Source organism: Streptomyces sp. ATCC 21386 (assembly GCF_018728545.1).
Taxonomy (GTDB): domain Bacteria; phylum Actinomycetota; class Actinomycetes; order Streptomycetales; family Streptomycetaceae; genus Streptomyces.
The window spans coordinates 6649426-6665880 of record NZ_JAAVVL010000001.1 but is presented as its reverse complement, the minus strand read 5'-3'; the positions used below and the strand labels follow the sequence as shown (position 1 = coordinate 6665880).

General features: G+C 72.1%; 12 protein-coding genes. 3 read left to right on the top strand and 9 right to left on the bottom strand.

The genetic code is table 11. The annotated features are described in order from the left end of the window. Window positions 1–18 precede the first annotated feature (18 nt). Together GWK25_RS28605 and GWK25_RS28600 are read right to left on the bottom strand one after the other, a co-directional pair. Window positions 19–1434: an MFS transporter gene (locus GWK25_RS28605; protein ID WP_308404498.1), complete on the bottom strand. Its 1416-nt coding sequence runs from the start codon at window positions 1432–1434 to the stop codon at window positions 19–21. Between the two features lie 53 nt (window positions 1435–1487). Continuing rightward, the gene (locus GWK25_RS28600; RefSeq protein WP_215454273.1) at window positions 1488–2066 is read right to left on the bottom strand and encodes a TetR/AcrR family transcriptional regulator; all 579 of its coding nucleotides are present in this window, start codon (window positions 2064–2066) and stop codon (window positions 1488–1490) included. A 108-nt stretch (window positions 2067–2174) separates the two neighbouring features. Between GWK25_RS28600 and GWK25_RS28595 the strand changes: the two genes are divergently transcribed. Continuing rightward, a complete protein-coding gene (locus GWK25_RS28595) occupies window positions 2175–3290 on the top strand; it encodes an ABC transporter substrate-binding protein (RefSeq protein ID WP_251829076.1) in 1116 nt (371 codons plus the stop codon). A gap of 22 nt (window positions 3291–3312) precedes the next feature. Here GWK25_RS28595 and GWK25_RS43855 read toward each other — a convergent pair whose 3' ends face one another. The 3 genes from GWK25_RS43855 to GWK25_RS28580 form a co-directional block, all read right to left on the bottom strand. After that, window positions 3313–3891, bottom strand: coding sequence for a hypothetical protein (locus GWK25_RS43855; protein WP_251829075.1), 579 nt, complete (start codon window positions 3889–3891; stop codon window positions 3313–3315). 208 nt (window positions 3892–4099) lie between these two features. Next, a complete protein-coding gene (locus GWK25_RS28585; RefSeq protein WP_215454269.1) occupies window positions 4100–5440 on the bottom strand; it encodes an MFS transporter in 1341 nt (446 codons plus the stop codon). A gap of 246 nt (window positions 5441–5686) precedes the next feature. Beyond that, window positions 5687–6352 (bottom strand): TetR/AcrR family transcriptional regulator, encoded by a 666-nt coding sequence (locus GWK25_RS28580; protein ID WP_215454267.1) that lies wholly within the window; start codon window positions 6350–6352, stop codon window positions 5687–5689. Window positions 6353–6481: 129 nt separating this feature from the next. On the opposite strand from GWK25_RS28580, the gene GWK25_RS28575 reads away from it, so the two are divergent. Both GWK25_RS28575 and GWK25_RS28570 read left to right on the top strand, forming a co-directional pair. After that, window positions 6482–7357, top strand: coding sequence for a shikimate dehydrogenase (locus GWK25_RS28575; protein ID WP_215454265.1), 876 nt, complete (start codon window positions 6482–6484; stop codon window positions 7355–7357). Between the two features lie 104 nt (window positions 7358–7461). After that, the gene (locus GWK25_RS28570) at window positions 7462–9252 is read left to right on the top strand and encodes a bifunctional sugar phosphate isomerase/epimerase/4-hydroxyphenylpyruvate dioxygenase family protein (RefSeq protein WP_215454263.1); all 1791 of its coding nucleotides are present in this window, start codon (window positions 7462–7464) and stop codon (window positions 9250–9252) included. Between the two features lie 69 nt (window positions 9253–9321). Here GWK25_RS28570 and GWK25_RS28565 read toward each other — a convergent pair whose 3' ends face one another. From GWK25_RS28565 to gnd, 4 genes are all read right to left on the bottom strand, one after another. Continuing rightward, window positions 9322–10797, bottom strand: coding sequence for a pentapeptide repeat-containing protein (locus tag GWK25_RS28565; protein WP_215454261.1), 1476 nt, complete (start codon window positions 10795–10797; stop codon window positions 9322–9324). A 102-nt stretch (window positions 10798–10899) separates the two neighbouring features. Next, the gene (locus GWK25_RS28560; RefSeq protein ID WP_215454259.1) at window positions 10900–12372 is read right to left on the bottom strand and encodes a hypothetical protein; all 1473 of its coding nucleotides are present in this window, start codon (window positions 12370–12372) and stop codon (window positions 10900–10902) included. A gap of 71 nt (window positions 12373–12443) precedes the next feature. After that, entirely contained in the window at window positions 12444–15326 is a 2883-nt protein-coding gene (locus tag GWK25_RS28555; RefSeq protein WP_215454257.1) for a peroxidase family protein, read from the bottom strand. Between the two features lie 213 nt (window positions 15327–15539). Then, window positions 15540–16424: a phosphogluconate dehydrogenase (NAD(+)-dependent, decarboxylating) gene (gene gnd / locus GWK25_RS28550; RefSeq protein ID WP_215457658.1), complete on the bottom strand. Its 885-nt coding sequence runs from the start codon at window positions 16422–16424 to the stop codon at window positions 15540–15542. Window positions 16425–16455: the final 31 nt, after the last annotated feature.

The window sequence follows — 16455 nt, the reverse complement described above, 5'->3', positions numbered from 1 at the left end:
CTCCTCCGGTGGCCCGGGTCACGGCTCGTGATCGTGCTCGTCGCCTTCACGCTTCTTGTCTTCATCGTTCCGTACTGATCGCGTTCCATCCCTCGCGGGGCGGGCGGGTCGGGGCATTCGCAGAGCGAGAGGCGCACCCAGCGCGGCCGCACCGGCCAGGAGCAGCAGCGCCGGGCCCGTCCCGAGCGGCATGAGCGTGGTCGCGGCCGCCACACCGAGCGCGGGACCGACGTTCATCGCGGTCTGCTGGAGCCCGCCGGCCACCCCGGCCGCCTCCTGAGGCGCGTGCCGCACGACGACGGCGGTCGCGGTGACCATCAGCGCGCCGAAACCGGCCCCGAGGAGCAGGAACCCGCCCCCGATCAGCGCCGCAGGCGCCCCGGGGCCCAGGCGGGACAGCGTCAGCACTCCGGCGGTGAGCAGCAGGGTCCCCGTGAGGGCGGTGGGGCGGGCGCCCCACCGCCGCAGCAGGACGGCCGACAGCGGCGCCCCGAGCACCATCGTGACCCCGCCGGGCAGTGCGACGAGGCTGGTGCGCAGCGGGTCCAGGCCGAGGACGTCCTGGAGCACGAAGCTGCACACGAACAGCGCGCCCAGCATCGCCCCGGAGGCGGTCACCAGTACCCCGAGCGCCGCGCGCACGGGGGGCGAGCCCAGCACGACGGACGGCAGCAACGGATCCGGGGTCCGCCGCTCGTGGCGGACGAGGACGGCCGTCGCGGCGGCGGCGATCGACAGGACGAGCACGTCGGCCGCCGTCCAGCCGTGCTCCGGGACCCCGACCAGGGTGTGCACGAGGGCCGCGAGGGCCACGGCGAGCAGTGCGGCGCCCGGCAGATCGAGGCGGGAAGCGGGTGCCGGCCGCGACCGCCGTGCCTCGGGGGCGCGCACCGCCAGGGCCGGCAGGCCCATGAGCAGTGCCGGTACGACGTTGAGGAAGAACACCGCCCGCCAGCCCACCTGGTCGACGAGCACCCCGCCGACCAGCGGACCGGCCGCCACCGCGACCCCGATGGCGCTGGTCCGCAGCGCGATGGGCATGGCCAGCCGGTCGGGCGGGAACGCCGCCCGCAGCATGCCGAGCGTGGCGGGCTGCAACAGCGCGCCGAAGGCCCCCTGGACCACCCGCAGCGCGATCACCCAGCCCACCTCGGACGCGCACCCGATGCCGGCGGAGGCCGCGCCGAAGCCGAGCACACCCCAGGCGAACACCCGTCGATGCCCGAACCGGTCGCCCAGCCGCCCCGCGAACACCAACAGCGCGGACACCGCGATCAGATACCCGGTGCTGGTCCACTGCACCTCGGTGAGGGAAGCGTCCAGGTCGCGCCGCAGGGCCGGCTGGGCGATCATCAGCACCGTGCCGTCGAGGGCGACGAGCACCGCGCCGAGCACACTGCATGCGAGGGTGAGGCGGCGGGACGACGCGGACACGGGCCCGTGCCGGTCGGCCCCGGCCTCCGTCGTGGTGGCCGCGGTGGGAGCCGTCACCGCTCCTCGCTTCCCAGGTGCGCGTCCAGTGCCGTGTGCAGCAGGGGAGCGAAGTCGTCGGCCCCGGTGGTGAGTTGGAGGCTGCCCCAGGTCCAGAGCTGGGCGATGCCGTAGAGGTTCGCCAGCAGCGCGCCCGCGACGAGTCGCGCGTCGGCGTCGGGCCGGGCCCGCCCGACGAGATCCATCAGCAGCGTGAACATCGGGAGGCTGGCGTCCCGCAGCCCCAACGCGTTGCTCTCCAGCAGATCGTGACGGAACATCAGTTCGTGCATGCCCCGGTTGGTGAGCGCGAAGTCCAGGTAGACGCGCCCCAGCGTGGCGATCTGCGCACGCGGACCCGCCGTGCCGTCCCCGAGCGCCGCGACCCCCCGTCCCGCCAGCTCCTCGAAGCCCCGGCGCGCGATGGCCGACAGCAGCTCCAGGTGCGTCGGGAAGTGGCGGCGTGGCGCCCCGTGCGACACGCCTGCCCGCCGTGCGATCTCCCGCAGCGACAGGGCCTGTACGCCCTCCGCCGTCACCAACTCGACCCCGACGTCGACCAGTCGGGACCGCAGCCCCGCGTTCCGTTCGTCCATGTCCACTGTCTACCAAACCGGAGTAGACAGTGTCTACGGATTCGGTAGACACTGTCTACATCGATAATCGGTTGCCCTTCGGCGGCGCCCGTGGATGCAATGTCCGGCATGATCACAGGCGAGCCCGGCCCGGACCGTCCCGCGGACGACGCCGGTGGACCGATCCGGATCGGCGCACTCGCCCCCCTGACCCGGCCCGGCTGGGTCGAGGCGGGGCGGCATCTGCTCGCCGGACTGGAGTCGGGCGTGCGCGAGGCCAACCACGCCGGCGGTGTCGCGGGCAGGCCTCTCGAACTGGTGGTCAGGGACACCGCCGCCGATCCGCAGCGGGCCGCTGCGGCCGTGGACGAACTCGCACACCTGGGCGTGGTCGCCCTGGCCGGCGAGTACCACAGCGTCGTCGCCCGCGCCGCGGCCGGCCGGGCCGACGCTCTCGGCCTGCCGTTCCTCTGCTCGTCGGCGGTGCTCGACGGGCTCACCGAACAGCGGACGGATCAGGTCGCGCGTCTGTCCCCGCCGCAGTCCCGGGGCTGGCGGATCTACGCCGACCACCTCCTCGCCGAGGGCCACCGGCGAGTCGCCGTCGTCACCCGGCCGAGCGTCTACTGGGCCGCCGGGACCGGCATCCTGCGGGACCACCTCGCCGCGTACGGCGGCACCGTCGTCGAAGTCGACAGCGGCGCGCTCACCCCCCAGGGCGTGTGCGACGCGCTCGTCGACCGGGGCGCGACGGCCCTCGTCCTGCTGGTCGGCCATCCGCAGCCGGCCGTGTCGATCGTCAAGGCCGTACGGCGTGACCGCCGCCTCGCCGACGTGCTGATCGGTGCTCCGGCCGGGCAGCCGGAGTTCGCCGACTGGGCGACGTCTCTGAGGGCCGACGGCGCCGGAGTCCCGTTCCTGAGCTATATGCCGGGCCGCCTCGGTCCCCTCGGTTCACGTGTGGGGAGGGTGCTCGGCGATCGGCTGGGCGAGGCGCCCTCCTTCGTCGCCTTCGAGGGCTACGACACGGTCGCGGTCCTCGCCGAGGCCATGCGCGCGTACGGCACGGACCGGGCCCGTGTCGCCGAGGGCTGGCCGCACGTCACGGTCGAGGGCACACGGGGGCGGATCAGCTTCTCCCGGGTGCCGGGCACCGGTGTGTGGCAGTGGGCCGGGGCGCCGGTCCAGGTCGCCGACCGGGACCCGGCGGCACCGGAACGCCTGCGGGTGCTGTACAGCGGCTGAGCGGCCACTGGCCGGGGGTGTCTCAGTCGGAGGTTCTCGCGCGTTCGAGGACGCACAGCTTCCCGCTGTCGGGGTCTCCGATGTACGTCCACAGGACGGGGTCCCGGGACGTTCCCCGGGCCTCGTACTGGGCAGACGTGCCGTCCGGTGCGAACGTGAGGCGGACCGTGGACACGGAGGCGTCCGAGCCGATGTCGCCGTCGGTGGTGTGCTCCCAGGTGCCCGTGCCGGGGGCCGGGGAGGCGACGTCGTCGAAGTGATCGTCGTCGTGGTCGTCGAAGTCGCCGCAGACCTCGTTCGAGGTGAACCTTCCGTCCTCCTCGAACAGCACCCGCCCGCCCTGCTCGTCGACCCAAGTCCCCGTGATCTCGGCCGTGCTCATGGCCAGGGGCTCGCCGTCAGGGAGGGGAACCGACACCCGGCTGGCGATCAGCAGCAGGGCGAGCGCGCCCATCCCGAGCAGGAACAGCAAGCCGCACCCCGCCGCGCCGACGAGCGGAACGAGCAGCCCGATCCGCCAGCGGCGTCGGCTCGTCTCGGCCGAGGGCCACCCCTGCCACGGGGGCGGGGTGGTTCTGTAAGGGTCCTCGCCGCGCTTCACATCGTCCCCCTGCTGTGGTGCCGCATGGTCGCGGCGGTGCGATCATCATCCCGCCGAGCTGCGCGGGCCTTCGCCCGGGGTCGCACGCACGGCCTCGGCTCCACGCGGGAGTGCCACGGCTTCACCAGGGAGTGCCTCGGCTCCACGCGGGAGTCCCCGGACACCTCGGGTGTCCGGGGACTCGGGGCGGGCGGGACCGGGCCGTCGCTCAGGCCGCGACGCGCTCCCGGTCGCTCTCCGTACGCGGGGTGCGGGTGCCGAGGAGCTCCGTCGGGATCCGGTGGGTCTCGCGGGCGGTGAGCGCGGCGAGGACCGGCGGGACGCACAGGGCGCTGGCGAACAGGGCCACCGCGAACCAGTCGTCGCCGTCCGGACCGGCGATCTGCGCGGCGAAGGTGACGGCGAAACCGGCGACGGCGAAGCCGATCTGGGTGCCGACTGCCATGCCGGACAGCCGGACCCGGGTGGAGAACATCTCGCCGTAGAAGGAGGGCCAGACGCCGTTCGCGGCGCTGTAGACGACACCGAAGGTGACGATGCCGAGGACCAGGACCAGCGGGTAGGCACCGGTGGAGATCGCCCACAGGTAGACGAACATCATCACCGCACTGCCCGCAGCGCCGATCAGGAAGACCGGGCGGCGGCCGATGCGGTCGGACAGCGTGGCCCACAGGGGGATGGCGGCGAGCGCGACCAGGTTGGCGAGCGCGCCCACCCACAGCATCGAGGAACGGGACAGGCCGACCGACTCGCTCGTGCCGTACGCCAGCGCCCACACGGTGAAGATCGTGGAGACCGAGGCGACCAGCGCGCCCGCGATCACCCGGAGCACGTCCGCCCAGTGCTCGCGCAGCAGGACGGCCAGCGGCAGCTTGGCGACGCCCTCGGACTCGGTCTGCCGGGTGAAGGCCGGCGTCTCGTCCAGGGTGCGGCGGATGACGTAACCGGCGACGGCGACGGCGATGCTCATCCAGAACGGGACGCGCCAGCCCCAGGAGAGCAGCTGGTCCTCGGGGAGCGCGGCGATCGGGATGAAGACCAGGGTGGCCAGCAGCTGCCCGCCCTGGGTGCCGCTCAGGGTGAAGCTGGTGAAGAAGCCACGCCGGTCCGACGGGGCGTGTTCCAGCGTCATCGAGTTCGCGCTGGCCTGCTCACCGGCCGCCGATATGCCTTGCAGGACACGGCAGATCACCAGGAGGACCGGGGCGAGGGTGCCGACCTGGTCGCGGGTGGGCAGACAGCCGATCAGGAACGTCGACAGCCCCATCAGGATCAGCGTGAAGACCATGATCTTCTTGCGGCCGAGGCGGTCCCCGTAGTGCCCGAGGAACAGCGCGCCGATCGGCCGCGCCGCGTACGCGACGCCGAACGTGGCCAGCGAGAGCAGGGTCGCAGTGGCCGGGTCGGACTCGTCGAAGAAGACCGTCGGGAAGATCAGGGCGGCGGCGCTGCCGTAGATGAAGAAGTCGTAGTACTCCAGGGCGCTGCCGATCCAGGCGGCCGTGGCGGCCTTCTTGGGCTGGCCGGGCGGTGCGGCGGGGACGGACACGGCGTGCTCCTTCGAGGGATCTCCCCCATGAGAGGGGGGTGAAGCGGAGGAAGGCAAGACAGGGCGGGACAGGTCACAGCGGGGGAGGGGGCCGATCCCTGGGGTGACGGGACAGCCGAAGCCGGGCGCCCGGCTTAATTAACGCACTGGATAGTTAGTAGCGCTTGGCTACGGATGTTGCGCCGACGTTTCCCGGGTGTCAAGAGGTGCCGCCGAAGGATTCCGTCGTGGACGTGCGGGTGGGCCTCAGTCCGCCGCGCGGTCCGCCGTGAGGTAGGCGATCACCATGTCGCCGAGCATCTGCCGGTAGTGGTCGCGGCGTCCGGCGTCGACCAGGTCGCGGCCGAAGAGGGCGCCGAAGGTGTGCCGGTTGGCCACTCGGAAGAAGCAGAAGGAGCTGATCATCGCGTGCAGGTCGACGGCGTCGACGTCGGCGGTGAACAGGCCGGACTCCTGGCCCGACTCCAGGATCCGGCGGATCACGTCCAGTGCGGGCGAGCCGATCTTGGCGAGCATCTCGGAGGAGGCGATGTGCTCGGCCTCGTGGATGTTCTCGATGCTGACCAGGCGGATGAAGTCGGGGTGCGCCTCGTGGTGGTCGAACGTCACCTCGGCGAGCCGGCGGATGGCTGCCACCGGGTCCAGGTGCTCGACGTCCAGCTCCTGCTCGGTCTGCCGGATCACGGAGTACGCCCGCTCCAGCACGGCGGTGAACAGCTGCTCCTTGCCGCCGAAGTAGTAGTAGATCATCCGCTTCGTGGTGCGGGTCCGGGCGGCGATCTCGTCGACCCGGGCCCCGGCGAAGCCGGAACGGGCGAACTCCTTGGTCGCGACGTCGAGGATCTCGGCCTTGGTGCGGGCGGCGTCACGGATCCGCCCGTTCGGTCGTGCCGGTTCTTCGACGCTGGTCATCGGGTTCCTTCGGGCGAGTGCGGCCGGTGCCCGTGATTCTAGGAGCTGCGGCGGCGGTCTTCCCTTGGGAGGGGGTGGCTGCTATTACTAACGTACTAGTTCGTACATTAGATCGTCGGGAGGGCCGCTGTGGCCAAGGACTCGTATCTCGTCGGCCTCGTCGGCTCCGGCATCGGGCCGTCCCTCAGCCCCGCCCTGCACGAGCGGGAGGCCGACCGGCAGGGTCTGCGTTATCTGTACCGGCTGATCGACATCGACGACCTCGGCCTCCGCCCGGAGGCGGTGGGCGACCTGGTGCGCGCCGCCCGCGACCTGGGCTTCGACGGGCTGAACATCACCCACCCCTGCAAGCAGCTGGTCATCGAGCACCTCGACGCGCTCGCCCCGCAGGCCGCCGCGCTCGGCGCCGTCAACACGGTCGTCTTCGAGGACGGCCGAGCCGTCGGCCACAACACGGACGTCACCGGCTTCGCCGCGTCCTTCGCGCGCGGACTGCCCGACGTCCCCCTGGAGAAGGTGGTGCTGCTGGGCGCCGGGGGCGCGGGCGCGGCCGTCGCCCATGCCACGCTCACGCTCGGCGCGGAGCACGTCACCGTCGTCGACGCGATGCCGGACCGCGCGGCGGACCTCGCGACCTCCCTCGGCCGGCACTTCGGTACGGGACGGGCCGCCGCGGCGACGCCGGACGCGCTGCCGGCGCTGCTGGGGGCGGCCGACGGAGTCGTGCACGCGACGCCCACGGGGATGGCGGCGCACCCCGGGCTGCCGTTCGCCGCGGAGTCGCTGCACGCCGGGTTGTGGGTGGCGGAGGTGGTGTACCGGCCGTTGGAGACCGCGTTGCTGCGGGCCGCCCGCGAGGCCGGCTGCGCCACGCTGGACGGGGGAGGGATGGCGGTGTTCCAGGCGGCCGACGCGTTTCGGTTGTTCACGGGGCGTGAGCCGGACGCGATGCGGATGCTGGCCGACATCGGTGAGTTGGCCGGGGCAGCGGGAGCCCGTAACTGAGCGCCGCGGTGGTCGGTCCGGTACGTCGGCTGCGGGCCCGTCGTCGATCGCGCAGTTCCCCGCGCCCCTTGATGGGGCGCGCCCCTGCCTCAAGGAGTCACCCCATGCGTACATCCATCGCCACCGTCTCCCTCAGCGGGTCCCTCACCGAGAAGCTCGCCGCCGCCGCGCGGGCCGGGTTCGACGGGGTGGAGATCTTCGAGAACGACCTGCTGGCGAGTCCGCTCACGCCCGAGGAGATCAGGGCCCGCTGCGCGGATCTCGGGCTGAGCATCGACCTCTACCAGCCGATGCGGGACATCGAGGCCGTGCCGCCGGACCTGTTCGAGGCCAACCTGCGGCGGGCCCGGCACAAGTTCGAGCTGATGGGGCGGCTCGGCTGCGACACGGTGCTCGTCTGCTCGAGCGTCCATCCGCTCGCCGAGGACGACGACGCGCTCGCCGCCGACCAGCTGCGTCGACTGGCCTCGCGCGCCGAGGAGTTCGGCATCCGCGTCGCCTACGAGGCGCTGGCGTGGGGGCGGCACGTCAGTACGTACGACCACGCGTGGCGCATCGTGGAGGCGGCCGACCATCCGGCGCTCGGGACGTGCCTGGACAGCTTCCACATCCTGGCCCGCGGCTCCGACCCCAAGGGCATCGAGGACATCCCCGGCGAGAAGATCTTCTTCCTCCAGCTCGCCGACGCCCCGCTGATGGCGATGGACGTGCTGCAGTGGAGCCGGCACTACCGCTGCTTCCCCGGGCAGGGCGGCCTCGACGTCACCGGACTGGTCGGACACGTGCGCGCGGCCGGATACGACGGGCCGCTGTCGCTGGAGGTCTTCAACGACGTCTTCCGGCAGGCCGAGGCGGGCCCGACCGCCGTGGACGCCCACCGTTCGCTGCTGATGCTCCAGGAGGCGGCCGGCATCGCCGCGCTGCCGGAGCGGGTGGTGCCCACGGGCGTCGCCTTCGCCGAACTGGTCACCCCCGACGCCGAACCCGTCGCCGCGCTGCTCGGCGCGCTCGGCTTCGCCCGCACCGCGCGCCATCGCAGCAAGCCGGTGGACCTGTGGCGGCAGGGCGAGGCACGGGTGCTGGTCAACACCGGCCCGGCCGCCCGGCGGGAGGGCACCCAGCTCGCCGCGATCGGGCTGGAGTCACCGGACCCGGCCGGCGCCGCCCGCCGCGCCGAGGCCCTGCTCGCGCCGGTGCTGCCGCGCCGCCGGTCCGCCGAGGACGCCCCGCTCGACGCGGTCGCCGCACCCGACGGAACCGCGCTCTTCTTCTGCGCGACGGACCGCCCGGGACTCCCCAGCTGGACCGGGGACTTCCGGCCCGTGGCACACCCCGAGGCGGCGGGCCACGTCCAGCGCGTCGACCACCTCGCGCTCACCCAGCCCTGGCACCAGTTCGACGAGGCGGCGCTCTTCCACCGCACGGTGCTCGGCCTCCACGCCAGCGACAGCGTCGACGTCGCCGACCCCTACGGCCTGTTCCGCAGCCGTCCGGTGACCAACGACGACGGCAGCGTGCGGATCGCCCTCAGCGTCGGCCCCGCCCCGACCGACGACACCGCCCGCGCCCAGCACATCGCCCTCGCCACGGACGACGTGGTCGCCGCTGCCCGCGCGTTCCGCGCCGCCGGGGGCCGGCTCCTGGCCGTCCCCGCGAACTACCACGACGACCTCGCCGCACGGTTCGAGTTCGCCGACGGCGAGCTGGAGACGTACCGGGAACTCGGCATCCTCTACGACCGTGACGCGGGCGGCGCGTTCCGCCACTGCTACACCGAGACCGTCGGCCGCGTCTTCTTCGAGCTCGTCCAGCGCGACGGCGGGTACCAGGGCTACGGCGCGCAGAACGCGCCCGTGCGCCTCGCCGCCCAGCACGTCCGACGACCGGTCGGATGAGGGGTGCCGGAGGGACGGGGGAGCTGAGGGGAGCCGGAAGGACGGGGGCGCCCGCCCGCGAGCCGGAGGCTACTGGCGGCTGACCGTGCGCGTCACGCCCGTGACGACCGTCGTCGCCAGGATCCAGCCGGTGATGACGAGGACGTACGACAGCCACTGCGACCAGCCCTCGGGCGCGTAGGCCCGTTCCTGCCCGAAGTCGATGATCGGCAGGAGCAGGTCGAGGGTGTAGAAGACCGGGTTGAACTCCGGGGCCTCGTCCGCCTTGAGCGGGCGGGGCGTCCGCACCGCGTACGCCACCGAGCCCACCGCCATCAGCGACAGCAGCCAGACCGCCGCGCGCAGCGGACGGAAGCCGTAGCCGACGGTGGCGTCCTGGGCGTAGCCCCAGAGCCGGCCGTGCCAGCGGAGCGTGGCGCGGTTGCGGCGCTGCTTGGCGAGTTGGACCCGCCGGGCGGCGTCGTCGTCACCGATCCTGCGGTACGCGGCGGTCAACTGCTCGTAGGCGTACGGCAGATACCCCTCCCCGTCCCGCTCCAGCATCGGCAGCCGCCGCTCGGCGGGCACGTGCGGGATCAGGGAGGTGTAGGAGAGGCTGTTCAGGAGGACCTGGTCCGGCAGCTTGTCCGGCTCCACGAACAGCACCTCTATCTGGGCCCGGCGCAGGTTCAGGACGCCCTCCACCGGCGGGCCCTCGCGCAGCCACAGCTCGCTGATGACGCTGCTGCTCACCCGCAGCGCCGTACCGCCGGGGTCGGACAACCGGGCGTAGGACAGCTCCAGCCAGCCGCCCACACGGGTCCCGCGCAGCTCCACCCGCCCGCGTACGTCCGCGTGCCGCAGCACGACGTCGGACTCGGTGGCGAGGGTCTCCGCGCCGAGGGCGACACCGCCCGGCCGGTGCAGCCGGGCGCGGCGCAGGTCGATCTTTCCGGCGACATGGGCACCGCCGAGGCGGACCTCACCGTCCGCGCGCAGCCCGGGAGCGCACAGCTCCTCCCCGATCTCCGCCTGGGTGAGCCGCAGCGCGGGCTCTCCGTCCGACGCGGTGAACTCGGCGCGTTCCATGAACAGGGTCCCGGAGATCTGCGCGCCGGTGAGCTTCACCGGCCCCAGGAAACGGCACTCCGTCAGCCGCAGCCCGCCGTCGACGCGGGCCCGTGCCGAACGCAGGCCGGGCAGGGTGGACTTGGACAGATTGAGGTAGTTGAAGTGCGCGCCAGAGAAGTCGGGCACCTCGTCGAACCGGCAGCCGCTGAGGCGTACGACGCTCTCCACCGTCGCGTACTTCAGCTCCAGCCGGCCGGTGATCCGGGCGCCCTCGATCTTGAGAGCGGAGACCTCGCCCTCCTCCTGGGGAGCGGTCAGCAGCAACGCCCGCAGCACCCGCGCCCGGACGGTCCGTTCCGGACCCCATCCGGCGCCGTCCGCGGTGGCCCCGTCCCCGTCGGTCGGGCGGTCCGCGGCCCCGAAGTCCACCGCCGCGCCGAGCGGAAAGGCGTCCCACACCCGCCGCTCGGCCGCCGTCAGATCGTTGATCATCATCAACGGGAATCTCACCCGTGACGCTTGTACCTGTCAACTACCGGGATCCGGCCGCACGTTCCGGCCGGATCCCGGCCGACACCAAGCCCCTCGGTGTTCCCTCTAGTGCCCCCATGCCCCGGCGTGCGCGCGGTGCGCGTCCGTGAGGCCGTTGGTGAAGAAGCGTTCGTAGTACTCGTTCTCCACGTGGTGGACCTGGAGCCACACGCCCGGGACGTGGATGGCGTCCGTGTGGGCCGGGAAGCGGCCGTGCGTGCGGAGGATGTACTCGCACACGTCACGGGCGCACTCGACCACCCGCTCCTCGTACTCACTGGCCTCGGTGAGATAGCGCTGCCCGTAGTCCTCCCGGTAGATCCGGGCGAAGACGTCCCGGTCGGTGTAGACGCCGCCGTGGCCGAACTTGTCCCGGACGATTCTCCGCACCGCCTCCGACATGGTTCCGACCACGGGCGGACACGCGGCGGCGATCAGCGGCGTGCCGCCGTCGGGGGAGGGCAGCCGGACCGGGTGCGCGCGCACGTTCGCGTACTTCGGCAGGGGGATGTGCCAGCGCCAGATGTCGGCCGGACGCCAGCGCGGGGTGACGAAGTCGAAGCCGAGCATCCTGCCGTACCTGCGGGAGAACTTGGGGTCGCCGAGGGCGATCTGCGGATTGATGGTGGCGTGGATCCAGGCGCCCAGACCCATGGCCTCGGCCGTGAGCATCAGGTTCTGCAGCAGCAGGTCCGCCTCGATCTGGGTGCGCATGGGGCCGAGCGCGCCGAGCGGCAGCTTCAGGTCCCCGTTGAGGAACCCGTTCCGCACCCACGTGCGCACTCCGGCCGCACGGTAGAAGTTGCGGTCGTCCACGAAGGTCGGACGCGCCCCGTCCGGCTGGGTGAGCAGGTACATCAGCGCGTTCACGTACTGGTGGGAGAGGTCGACCACGGGGAACAGCAGGGTCGTGCCGGGCAGGTTGGACAGGAAGCGGTTGGAGTCCAGGTACGCCGGGAAGTCCCGCTGGTCCGGTGCGACGTCGAGGCGGTGGTCCAGGACCTTCACCTTCGCCCGGCGGGCCCGCGCGATCAGCGTCTCGGCGTCGAACGGCTCGTCCGGTGCCGGCTCCAGCCTGCGCAGGAAGTAGGTGCCCGAGTCGTTGACGAGGAAGAAGTGGGTGCCCTGCGCGTTGTCCGGGCTGCCCGCGGTCCGGCCCGCCATCGTCAGGTTGGGCTTGGACATGATGGGGGTGCCGTTGTCCGGGTCCTCGAAGGGCCGGTCGGGCATGGTGAGGCCGGTCGTGCCGGTGATCGCGATCAGCACCGCCTCCTCCAGCTCGGTCAGGGGCTCGGCCGCGTTGCGGGAGGTGTAGGTCATGGTCCCGGCGGACACCTTGGCACCCCGGCTCACGCGGTGGGTGCGGCGGCGCCACACGGTCCGCAGCAGCGGACGGTCGAAGAGGTCGGCGAGCCCCGGGTGGGTGGTGCCCGTGCCGGAGCCGGGCTGTTCCTGGACCGCGAGCTGTTCGCCCGCCCCGGGTATCGCGGACAGCTCCGGGTTTCCGGGCAGCTCGGAGTGGTTGTCGGTGAAGGTCATGCGTGTTTCCCCCGTTGTCGTTCGGACCCGGGCACCACGTGAGAGGTGACCCCGGGTCGTGTGTCACGGCGTCATGGTGAACCGCCGTCGGTCGTACCGTTGTTGCCGTTCGTGGGCACCGTCCGCCACGGTGCGAAGGCGCTCGCGTCGCGCGGCAGGAGGGGCACCAGCTCCGGGCAGTGGCGCTGGACCACCGCGTTCATGCCGCCCTGCTCGACCCAGTCGATGCCGAGCGGCGTGTAGACCTCGGGCCGGTAGTCGACCGTCAGGAAGCGGTCGCTCTGCAGTCGTCGGCTGGCCATCAGGACGAAGATCCGGAAGGCGGTGTCGCTGAAGCCGAAGCCCTCCGGCGGGTTCTCCGCGAACAGCCCGACCACGGTGTCGATCTCGTCGACGTCCCGGTAGACGTCCTTGAGCCGCGCCAGCGTCTCGGGGTTCTCGGTCAGCTCCTCGAAGGAACGGATCCGCCCCCGGTGCAGCCCGTCCCGGAAGTCGTTGTAGCGCGGCACCCCCCGCCTGCGCGTGCGGACCAGGTCGACGACCGACAGATCGATGATCTCCCCGTCCCGCTCGAAGCGCTGGAGCGCGCGGGGGAAGTTGTGCAGGGTGATCGCGCCGGGGTGGGCGATGCCGAACGAGTACAGCGCGTTCGCGAGTCCCGTCTTGCGGATCTGCGCCTCGGCCGCCCCGCCCTGGATGTCGAGGAAGCCCACCGTCTCCAGCCGCCGCCCGAACTGGTGCTCCCGCAGCTCGAAGTCGTCGGGGATCAGCGGATGCATGCGGTAGACGGTGGTGAAGTCCTCCGTGAGCGAGTACGGCGCCGTGTGGTGGTCCGGCAGCGTCTTCGGGATGCCGGTCAGCGAGTGCGCCTCGAACAGCCACAGGCCCAACTGGTTGAGCCATTTCTTCGGCGGGCCCGACCAGTTGGTGCGCAACGCGAGATCGATCGCCTCGGTGGCCAGGATCGCGGGCGTCCACTCCACGGTGTGGATCTTCGCGATCAGCGCGGACACCACGAGCCGGGCCGTCTGGTAGACCTTCTCCTCGCTCATCGAGGGGTACCGCGCGCGCAGCGCGTCGCAGACCGCGTTGTGCTCCCGAGCGAAGAGCGTATGCAGGGCGCTCAGGCCCATCCACCAGCTCTCGTTGAAGCCGGTGAGCGGGATTCCGTTGGTGCCGCCCGGCAGATGGCCGTCCTCCAGGCGGAGTTTCGCGCCCCCGTCCGGCTCGCGCAGGAACCGCGCGGTCCGCTCGTTCTCGCCGTACACCTCGGAGCCGTCCCACCAGTGCGAGGCGGAGTTGGCGAACAGGATCGGCGGACGGCCGGGAGCCTCCAGTCCCTCGTTCTCGGCGAACCGCATCACCCGCTCGGCCGGGCCGCCCGGCACGTTCTGCCAGGTACCGTCGAAGCCGGGCGGCAGCGGCACCTCCACGCTGCGGTCGCCGGTCCGGTACCGCCGGTGGTTCACCCAGTCGTGCACCTGGAACTGGATCCACGCCGCCGCCAGCACGTTGAGCGAGGTCGCCGGCACGAAGCTCTCCCGGTGCAGCAGCTGCCTGCTGACCGTCACCGGGTTCGGTGTGTCGAAGGTGTCCGGCCGGTAGTCCGGCTTCAGGTTCCGCCCGAAGGCGGCCCCCACCGCGCCCATCGCCGGCTCCGACAGATCGTTGTACGTCCCGTCGTACGACCGCTCCGTGCGCAGCCGCTCCGGGACCGGCTCCGGCACGGGCTGGGCCTTCGGCGGCGCCTCGCGGACCTCGGTGTCGATCAGGTTCAGCCGGCGCAGCGTCTTCCGCAGGAACACCAGGTTCAGCAGACTCAGCGACAACGGCAGCCGGTGCCACGGCACGGCACGGTTCAGCAGCCCGAGCGCGGGGCCCACGAGAGTGCCGAGCAGCTTGTTGCGCAGGGGTTCCTCGGTGACGAAGCGCTGCCCCAGGCGATGCGCGCCGCTCGCCCGGTACCCGGCCTTCCGGGCCCGGTTGATATGGCCCAATGGCCGGAAGTCATCGGTCGTGTACCACGGATTGAAGGTCAGGTCCTCGATCCGCCGTGCCGCCGCCCGCGCCTCGGCCCCGTCCAGCTCCTGAGCGGGAATGGTGAGCCGGGCGATCGGCACCGCCGGCGCCACCGCGTCCTTCCACTCCACCGCCGCGTCCTCGACCGGGGTGCGCCGCTCGTCCACGTACCGCTGCACGCACAGATCGAACGCCACGTCCGCCTGCCCGAGCCGCCGCGCCAGCTCCCGGTGCAGGAAGTCCGGGTCCCGGCGGTCGGGCACGGCCGCCGCCGGTGTGCCGGGCGCGGGCCGCAGCAGATACCGCACCGGCCCGGCCTCACCCCACAGGATGGCGCCCCTGCTCCAATAGGTCTCGGTGGCAAGGGAGTTGACCTCCCGCCGGGTGGCTGCCCTGACGTTGCGCCGCATCCGCGCGGCCGTCTTCAGCCCGACCGCCAGCGGCAGCTTCACGAACAGCCCGAACGCCTTGCGCAGCGGGCTCCCGGCCCCCGCCATGGCCTTGGCGAACGCCACGAACTCCCGCGCGTCGCTCGCGTGCGACACCGGGAAACTGGTGGCCAGCAGATCGTGGCTCACCCCCTCCGACACGCGCACCCGCACCGCCGCGCCCCGCAGATCGGGTGAGCCGTCCCCCTGCCGGATCCCGCTCGCGTTGGACAGCCGGACCACCGCCGGATAGTCGGCACCCGGCTGCGCGTACCCGGTCCGCAACGCCGCCGGCAGGTCGTCGTGGAACCGCAGCCGTGCGTTCTCCACGCCCAGCGGTGCCTTCGCGTGGAACGCCCGCGCGATGCCACCGCCCCCGGCCCGCCGGTTTCTGACCTGGACCTTCATCAGCTCCCGGGCGAGTCGCTCGAACACGAGCCGCTCGGCCTCGGGGCTGCCCCCGTCGTAGCGCTCGTAGCGCTGATCGTGCTGCCCTGTCTCGGCCATCGCGGTTCCCCCTACCGACGCGCTGCGTACGAACGCGCGCTCATGCGCACGCGATGCATACGGGACAGGGGGCGCACGCTACCGCCGACGGGGTTCCGGCCACAGCGACAGTTCACGCCATGTACACATCTGCCGACAATGCTACGGAAGGTCCGGTTCCTCGCATCCCGAGGGGCGCGGGGAACCGTCCGATCGGCCTCTGCCGGTCCTGCGTCACTTCCCCTTCGTCGACTCCACCGCGTGGCCGCCGAACTGGTTGCGCAGCGCGGCGATCATCTTCATCTGGGGCGAGTCGTCCTGGCGTGAGGCGAAGCGGGTGAACAGCGACGCGGTGATCGCGGGCAGCGGCACCGCGTGGTCGATGGCCGCCTCGACGGTCCACCGTCCCTCACCGGAGTCCTCGGCGTAGCCACGCAGCTTCTGAAGGTGCTCGTCCTCGTCTAGCGCGTTGACGGCGAGGTCCAGCAGCCACGAGCGGATCACGGTCCCCTCCTGCCAGGAGCGGAACACCTCGCGCACACTCGTCACCGAGTCGACCTTCTCCAGCAGCTCCCAGCCCTCGGCGTACGCCTGCATCATGGCGTACTCGATGCCGTTGTGGACCATCTTGGAGAAGTGACCGGCGCCCACCTTGCCGGCGTGGACATAGCCGTACGGGCCCTCCGGCTTGAGCGCCTCGAAGATCGGCTGGAGCCGCTCGACGTGCTCCTCGTCGCCGCCGACCATCAGGGCGTAGCCGTTCTGGAGGCCCCACACGCCCCCGGAGACACCCGCGTCGACGAACCCGATGCCCTTGGCGCCCAGTTCGGCGGCGTGCTTCTCGTCGTCCGTCCACCGGGAGTTGCCGCCGTCGACGACCGTGTCGCCCGGTGACAGCAGCTCCGCCAGCTCGTCGACGACGGACTGGGTGGCAGCACCGGCCGGGACCATCACCCAGACCGTGCGCGGACCGTCGAGGCGCTCGACCAGTTCGGCGAGGCTGCCCACGTCGGACACCTCGGGGTTGCGGTCGTAGCCGATGACGGTGTGGCCGGCGCGGCGGATCCGCTCGCGCATGTTGCCGCCCATCTTGCCGAGACCGATGAGACCCAGCTGCATCGTTGCCATGTCAGTTCACCTGTTCCATACG